The following is an 8,549-nucleotide window of genomic DNA, read 5'->3' on the forward strand; positions in this document are numbered from 1 at the left end:
GACGGTTCCCTGGACTTCCTCGGCCGTATCGACAAGCAGGTCAAGGTCCGCGGCTACCGCATCGAACTCGGCGAGATCGAAGCAGCGCTGCGCGGTCACGCCGCCGTCCGGGAAGCGGTGGTAATCGCCCGTGAGGGCCAGGACGGTGACAAGTCCCTGGTGGCGTATGTGGTCCTTGAGAACGGTGAGTTGGACGCAGCCGGTTTGCGTACGCACCTGGGCGCCGGCTTGCCCGACTACATGGTCCCCGCCGCGTACGTATCGCTGGACGCCATCCCGCTGACCCCCAACGGCAAGCTCGACCACCGCGCCCTGCCGGCGCCGGACCTCGGCGCGTTCTCCGCGAGCCGGTACGTGGCACCGCGAACCCCGGTGGAGGAGCGTCTCGCCGCGGTCTGGTCCGAGGTTCTGGGCCTGGAGCGGGTGAGTGTCGAGGACAGCTTCTTCGACATCGGCGGTGATTCCATCCGGGCTGTTCGCCTGGTCGGTGGTCTGCGTGCGGCCGGTTACGACGTGTCGGTGCGCGAAGTGTTCGAGCACCGGAGCATTGCCGAGCTCGCGGGCAGGCTGTCGGGTCAGGTGGCCGGCGAGTCGCTGATCGACCCCGTCGCCCCGTTCGCGCTGATCAGCGACGAGGACCGGGCCGCGCTGCCCGCCGACGTCGTCGACGCGTACCCGCTGTCGCAGCTCCAGACCGGCATGCTCGTCGAGATGCTCAAGGCCGGTGACCTGCACACGTATCACAACCTCACGTCGTTCCGGATTCCGGACGAGCACGAGTTCTCCCTGGCGGCCCTGCGGCAGGCCGTGGACATCGTGGCCCAGCGGCATGACATGCTGCGGACCTCGATGCACCTGAGCGGCTATTCACAGCCGCTGCAGCTGGTCCACGAGACCGCCGAAATCTCGGTCACGATGCACGACTGGCGTGGCCTGGACGCCCCGGAGCTGGACCGGGCACGGCGTGAGTACGCGGAGCAGGAGTGGGCCGCCGGATTCGACCTGGCCACCGCCCCGCTGCTGCGCATCGCCGCCCAGCTCGAGGAGGAGGGGGCCTGGCGGCTCACCCTCAGCCACTGCCACGCGATCACCGAAGGCTGGAGCTACCACTCCATGCTGATGGAGATTCAGACCTGCTACCGGCAGCTGCGCGAGGGCCGGGAGCCCGCTGTCGGCGAGCCTCTCGCGGTGCGCTACGCCGACTTCGTCGCGGCCGAGCTCAAGTCGCTGGCCGACCCCGAGGACCGCTCGTTCTGGCAGGATGTCGTCGCCGGCCACGCCCCGATGCGGCTCCCGGAGACCTGGGCCGACGAGCACGGCAGCGACGCCGAATACCACCGCCAGTACGTGCCGTACCACGACGTGGAGGAGGGGCTGCGGCGTCTCGCCGTCCAGGCGAAGGCCTCGCTGAAGAGCGTGCTGCTCGCCGCGCACGTGAAGGTGCTGAGCACCCTCACGTCCGAGGACGCCTTCCACACCGGTGTCGTCTACCACGGCCGTCTGGAGGCCCCCGACGCCGAGCGCGTCCTGGGCATGCACCTCAACTCCCTTCCCTTCCCGACGGTTCGGCCGTCCGGAACGTGGCGGGAGCTGGTGGAGCGGGTGTACGCGCAGGAAGCGGAGATCTGGACGCACCGCCGCTACCCGCTCCCCGCGATCCAGCGCGACGCGGGCGAAGGCGACCGACTGGTCCAGGTGCTGTTCGAGCACCAGAACTTCCACCAGGTCGACGAGGACGACGTCGACATCGACGCCACCCTGAACTCGTCGCCCAACGAGTTCGCCCTCAGCGCGGTGGCTCGCGGCGGTTACATCAACCTGGGCACGTCCACGTCCGTGATCAGCCGGGCGAACCTGGAGCGTCTCGCCTCGATGTACCGGTCGGTGCTGGAGGCCATGGCTGCGGATGCCGCGGGTGATGCGTCTGCGGCGCGCCTTCCGGATGGTGAGCTCGAGCGGCTGGTGAGCGAGTGGAATGCCACGACCGAGTTCCCGGTGGACGAGTGTGTGCATGAGGTGTTCGCGGCGCAGGCGGCTCGGACGCCGGAGAGCGTCGCGGTGACCTGTGGCGATGGTGCCCTGACATATGCGGAGGTGAACGAGCGGGCCAACCGTCTCGCCCACCACCTGCGTGCGCTGGGCGCCGGCCCGGAGGCGCTGGTCGGTGTTTCGCTGGAGCGGGGCATCGACCTGGTTCCGACGCTGCTGGGCGTCCTCAAGTCCGGAGCGGCCTACCTGCCGCTCGACCCGGTGAACCCCGACGACCGTCTGGCATACATCGTCGGTGACGCGAGCGCGCCGATCGTGGTGACGCAGACCGCGCTGGCGGGTCGTGTGGGCGGGTTCTTCGACGGCGAGCTCGTGGTCGTCGACGGTGAGCGGGACGCTGCCGCGATCGCGGCCCGGCCCGGCACCGACCCGGAGCCGCTGACCGGCCCGGACGGCATGGTCTACGTCATCTACACGTCCGGCTCGACCGGCAAGCCCAAGGGCGTGAGCCTCACCCACGCCAACGTGCTGCGTCATTTCAGCGCAACGGCCGGACAACTCGGCTTCTCCGAGACGGATGTGGTGACCCAGTCCCACTCCTACGCGTTCGACGTGTCGGTCTGGGAGATGTGGGGCGCGCTGCTGCACGGCGGCCGACTGGTGATCGTGCCGAACGAGATCAGCCGCTCTCCTCACGACTTCCTCGACCTGCTGGTCGACGAGCAGGTCACCGTCCTCCTGCAGACCCCCACCGCGTTCCGCGTCCTGGCCGCCATGGCCGGTGACGGCGACGCGCGCTTCGACCGGCTCGGTCTGCGGCTGGTGTGCTTCGGTGGCGAAAAGCTGGAGTCCTCGGACCTCCGGCCGTGGGTGGCGAGGCTGGGTCTCGACGAGCCCGCCCTGCTCAACCTCTACGGGCCCACCGAGACGACCATGCACTCGGCCCATCGCCGTCTCACCGCCGACGACCTCGACCGGCCCGGGCGGAGCAACATCGGCCAGCCCCTTCGCGACCTGCGCATCCACCTCCTGGACGCCCACGGCGACCTGGTGCCGGTGGGTGTACCCGGTGAGGTCTGCGTTGGTGGCCCGGCCCTGGCCCGTGGCTATCTGAACCGTCCCTCGCTGACTGCGGAGCGGTTCGTTCCCGACCCGTTCGGTCCGGCGGGCGCGCGGCTCTACCGCACCGGTGACCTGGCGCGGCGTCTGGCGGATGGTTCGCTGGACTTCCTCGGCCGTATCGACAGCCAGGTCAAGGTCCGCGGCTACCGCATCGAGCTCGGTGAGATCGAGGCGGCACTGCGCGGCCACGCCGCCGTCCGGGACGCCGTCGTGATCGCCCGCGCAGACGAGGCCGGCGACAAGTCCCTCGTCGCCTATGTGGTCCCGGAGGGAGCCGCCGACGCGGAGGAGATCCGCGCGCACCTCGGCGCGGGCCTGCCGGACTACATGGTTCCCGCCGCCTACGTGACCATCGACGCGGTCCCGCTGACCAGCAACGGAAAGCTCGACCACCGCGCCCTGCCCGCCCCGGACGCGAGCGCGTTCTCCGCAGGCCGGCACGTGGCACCCCGCACTCCCCTGGAAGAGCGCCTGGCCGCCATCTGGTCGGAGGTACTCGACGTCCACCAAGTCGGCATCGAGGACAACTTCTTCGACATCGGCGGCGATTCGATCCGAGCGGTCCGCCTGGTCGGCGGTCTGCGTGCGACCGGCTACGACGTGTCGGTGCGTGAGGTGTTCGAGCACCGGACCATCGCCGCGCTGGAGGCCCGGCTGTCGGGTCAGGTGGCCGGCGAGTCGCTGATCGACCCCGTCGCCCCGTTCGCGCTGATCAGTGCCGAGGACAAGGCTGCTCTGCCCGCCGACGTCGTCGACGCGTACCCGCTGTCGCAGCTCCAGACCGGCATGCTCGTCGAGATGCTGGCCGCCCGCTCCGCCGGCAGGAACGTCTACCACAACATCAACTCGTTCCGGATTCCGGACGAGCGCGAGTTCTCCCTGTCGGTGCTCCGCCAGGCCGTGAACGTCGTGGCCGAGCGTCACGACATGCTGCGGACCTCGATGCACTTGAGCGGCTATTCACAGCCGCTGCAGCTGGTCCACGAGACCGCCGAGCTCCCCGTCACGGTGCACGACTGGCGTGGCCTGGACTCCCAGGAGCTCGACCGGGCACGGCGTGAGTACGCGGAGCAGGAGTGGGCTGCCGGATTCGACCTGGCCACCGCCCCGCTGCTGCGCATCTCCGCGCACGTCGAGGAGGACGGCGCCTGGCGGCTCACCATGAGCAACTGCCACGCCGTCTCCGAGGGCTGGACGCTGAACACGCTGATGATGGAGATCGTGGAGTGCTACCGGCATCTCCGCGAGGACCGCGAGCTGCCCGACTACCAGGCGCCGTCGGTGCGTTACGCCGACTTCGTCGCCGCCGAGCTCGACTCGCTGGCCGACCCGAGTGACCGTTCGTTCTGGCAGGACGTCGCGGCCCGCCATGTGCCCTTCGACTTGCCCACCGTATGGGCCGACGAAGCCGGCAAGGCCGAGGAAGGACACGGGACCCGCGTCCCGTTCGCCGACCTCGAGGGAGACCTGCGCCGACTGGCGCTCAGGGCGAAGGCGTCGATGAAGAGCGTGCTGCTTGCCGCGCACCTGAAGGTGCTGAGCACCGTCACCAACGAGGACGCCTTCCACACCGGTGTCGTCTACCACGGCCGTCTGGAGGCCCCGGACGCCGAGCGGGTCCTGGGCATGCACCTGAACACGGTGCCGTTCCCGGCGGTCCGGCCGTCCGGAACGTGGCGGGAACTGGTGGAGCGGGTGTACGCGCAGGAAGCGGAGATCTGGGCGCACCGGCGCTACCCGCTCCCCGCGATCCAGCGCGACGCGGGCAACAGCGAGCGCCTGATCACCACGCTCTTCGATCACCAGAACTTCTACCAGGTCGACGCCGAAGCAGTGGACACCGACGGCGGCCTGAACGAGGGCAGCAACGAATGTGCGCTCAGCGTGGTGGCGTCGGACCAGCACATTGAACTGGCCACCAGCACCGATGTGGTGAGCCGGGGCAATCTTGAGCGCCTCGCTTCGCTGTACCGGCTCGTGCTGGAAGCGATGGCCGCCGACCCCGACGGCAGCGCCACCGCCACCTACCTGCCGGAGGACGAGCGTGCCCGTCTGCTGACCGAGTGGAACACCGCCGTCGAGCAGCCTTCCGACGGTTCCGTCCACGGCGTCTTCGCCGACCGGGCCGCTGCGACGCCCGACGCGGTCGCGGTGACCTTCGGCGACACGGAGCTCACCTACGCCCAGGTCAATGAGCGGGCCAACCGCCTCGCCCACCACCTGCGCACCCTCGGTGCCGGCCCCGACATGCTCGTCGGCGTCATGCTCGAGCGGGACATCGATCTCGTACCGACGCTGCTGGGCGTCCTCAAGTCCGGCGCGGCCTACGTGCCGCTCGACCCGACCAACCCGGTCGACCGCCTGACGTACATCCTCGGCGACTCGAACGCCCCGATCCTGGTCACCAGGGCGGAGCACGTGACGGCCTTCGCCGATGTCTACGACGGCGACCTGGTCCTCCTCGACGGCGACGACGACTGCGAGGCGATCGCGGCCCGGCCGGCCGACGACCCGACCCCGGTCGGCACAGCAGACAGCCTGATGTACGTCATCTACACCTCGGGCTCCACCGGGAAGCCGAAGGGCGTCACGCTCACACACGCCAACGTCCTGCGGATGTTCGCGACCATCCGTGAGCAGATGCACTTCTCCGCCGGTGACGTCGTCACGCAGTCGCACTCCTTCGCCTTCGACTTCTCCGTGTGGGAGATGTGGGGCGCGCTGCTGCACGGTGGCCGACTGGTGATCGTGCCGCCGGAGGTCAGCCGTTCCCCCGAGGACCTGCTCGACCTCCTGGTCACCCAGCGGGTCACCGTCCTGTGCCAGATCCCTTCGGCCTTCCGTTCCCTGGCCGCCATGGCCGACGAGGGGGACGCCCGGATCGACCGGCTGAACCTGCGGGCCATCGTCTTCGGCGGCGAGAAGCTGGAGGTCACCGCAGTGCGGCCGTGGGTCGCCAGGACGGGGCTGGACCGGACCGCGCTGATCAACCTCTACGGTCCGACCGAGATCACGGTGCACTGCACCCTCCACGAGCTCGCCGCGGACGACTTCGAGCACCCGTCCAGGAGCCACCTCGGTCACCGGATCGGCGACCTGCGGGTCCATCTGCTGGACGCGCAGCAGGAGCTCGTACCGACCGGTGTGCCCGGCGAGATCTACGTGGGAGGCCCCGGCCTGGCCCGTGGCTACCTCGGACGCCCGGGCCTGACGGCGGAGCGGTTCGTCCCGGACCCGTTCGGTCCGGCGGGCGCGCGGCTCTACCGCACCGGTGACCTGGCGCGGCGTCTGGCGGACGGTTCGCTGGACTTCCTCGGCCGTATCGACAGCCAGGTGAAGGTTCGCGGCTACCGCATCGAGCTCGGCGAGATCGAGGCCCGGCTCCGCGAGCACCCGGCGGTCCGCGAGGCAGTCGTCGCCGCCCCGGTCACCGAGAGCGGTGAGAAGTCGCTCGTCGCCTACGTGGTCGGGAACGACTCGGCCCCCGACGCGAGCCTGCTGCGCGAGCACCTGGGCACCACCCTGCCCGCCTACATGATTCCGGCGGCCTTCGTCGCCCTCGACGCCATCCCGCTGATCAGCGGCGGCAAGGTCGACTACCGTGCGCTGCCGGCACCGGACCGCGAGGCCTTCGGCGCGAGCCGGTTCGTGGCCCCGCAGACGCCCGTCGAGGAGCGCCTGGCGGTCATCTGGTCGGACGTCCTGGGCGTGGAGCGGGTGAGCACCGAGGACAGCTTCTTCGACCTCGGCGGCGACTCCCTCCGGGCCGTGCGCCTCGTCGGGGCGATCCGCAGCGTCGGTTACGACGTGTCGATCCCGGACGTCTTCGAATACCGCACCATCGCGGCGCTCGCGCGTCGTCTGTCGGGTCAGGAGGCCGGTGAGTCGCTGATCAACGCGATCGCGCCGTTCGCCCTGATCAGCGACGAGGACCGGGCCGCGCTGCCGGCGGACGTCGTCGACGCGTACCCGATGTCGCAGATCCAGACGGGCATGCTGGCCGAGACGATGGCGGCGAGCCCCGAGGGCCGGGCGGTCTACCACAACCTCAACTCGTTCAGGATCCGCGACGACGAGCCGCTCTCGCTGGCCGCTCTCCAAGAAGCGGTCGACACGGTGGCGGGCCGCCACGACATCCTGCGCACGTCGATGCACCTGAGCGGCTACTCGCAGCCGCTGCAGCTGGTCCATGCGACCGCCGGCTACCCGGTGACCGTACGGGACCTGCGCGGCCTGGACGCCCAGGAGCAGGAGCGGCTGAGGACGGAGTTCGTCGCGCAGCAGCACGCGGTGGTGTTCGACCTCACCACGGCCCCGCTGCTGCACGTGACCGCTCTCGTCGACAGCGACGACGCCTGGCGGCTCAACTTCACCTACCACCACGCCATTTCCGAGGGCTGGAGCTACAACGCCCTGATGATGGAGATCGTGGAGTGCTACCAGCACCTCCGCGCCGGCCGTGAACTGCCCGAATACGAGGCACCCTCCGTCCGGTACGCCGACTTCATCGCCGCGGAACTGGAGTCACTGGCGAGTGAGGCCGACCGTTCGTTCTGGCGGGGTGTCGTGGACGGGCATGCTCCGTTGCGACTTCCGGCAACGTGGTCGGGCGCAGCGGAGGCTTCGGGGGAGCGTCATGGTGTTCGGGTGCCGTTCGCTGATCTTGAGGAGGGTCTTCGGGGTCTGGCGCTGAAGGCGAATACGTCGCTGAAGAGTGTGCTGCTGGCTGCACACTTGAAGGTGATGAGTGCAGTCACGTCGGATGATGCTTTCCATACGGGTGTGGTGTTCCACGGCCGTCTGGAGGCTCCTGGAGCGGACCGGGTGCTGGGTATGCACCTGAACACGATTCCGTTCCCGGCCGTCCGGCCGATGGGTACGTGGCGTGAGCTGGTCGAGCAGGTGTATGCGCAGGAGGTGGAGATCTGGACGCACCGGCGGTACCCGCTGCCGGCCATCCAGCGCGAATCCGGGAACTCTCGCCACCTGCTCTCCGTCCTGTTCGAGTACCTCGACTTCCACCACGTCGACCGGGAAAAGGTCGATGTCGCCCAGGGACTGAACGACGGAATCAATGAGTTCGCGATGAACGTGATTCCCACCGGCGGCAATATCAACCTGGGCACGACGACGGACGTCATCAGCCGGGCCGACCTGGGTCGTCTTGCCTCGATGTACCGGTTGGTGCTGGAGGCGATGGCTGCGGACTTTGATGGGGATGCGTCGGCGGCGTGTCTTCCGGAGGGTGCGCGGGTCGGCCTTGCTGGTGAGGCGGTTGAGTGGCCGGGTGGCAGTGCGCTGGAGATGTTCGAGTCTCAGGCGGCTTCCAGCCCCGAATTGGTCGCGGTGGTGTGTGCTGATGAGCGGCTGAGCTATGAGGAGCTGGAGAAGCGCTCGAACCAGTTGGCCCGTCATCTGCTGGGGCTGGGTGTTGGTGC

At 69.2% G+C, this 8,549-nt stretch carries 1 protein-coding gene; it reads left to right on the top strand.

The window, feature by feature from the left end; all coding sequences use genetic code 11:
* Nucleotides 1-8,549, top strand: an 8,549-nt coding sequence (locus FHS39_RS25045; protein ID WP_184351771.1) for a non-ribosomal peptide synthetase, incomplete at both ends; no start/stop codon positions are given.

The organism is Streptomyces olivoverticillatus (genome assembly GCF_014203555.1).
Lineage (GTDB): Bacteria > Actinomycetota > Actinomycetes > Streptomycetales > Streptomycetaceae > Streptomyces > Streptomyces olivoverticillatus.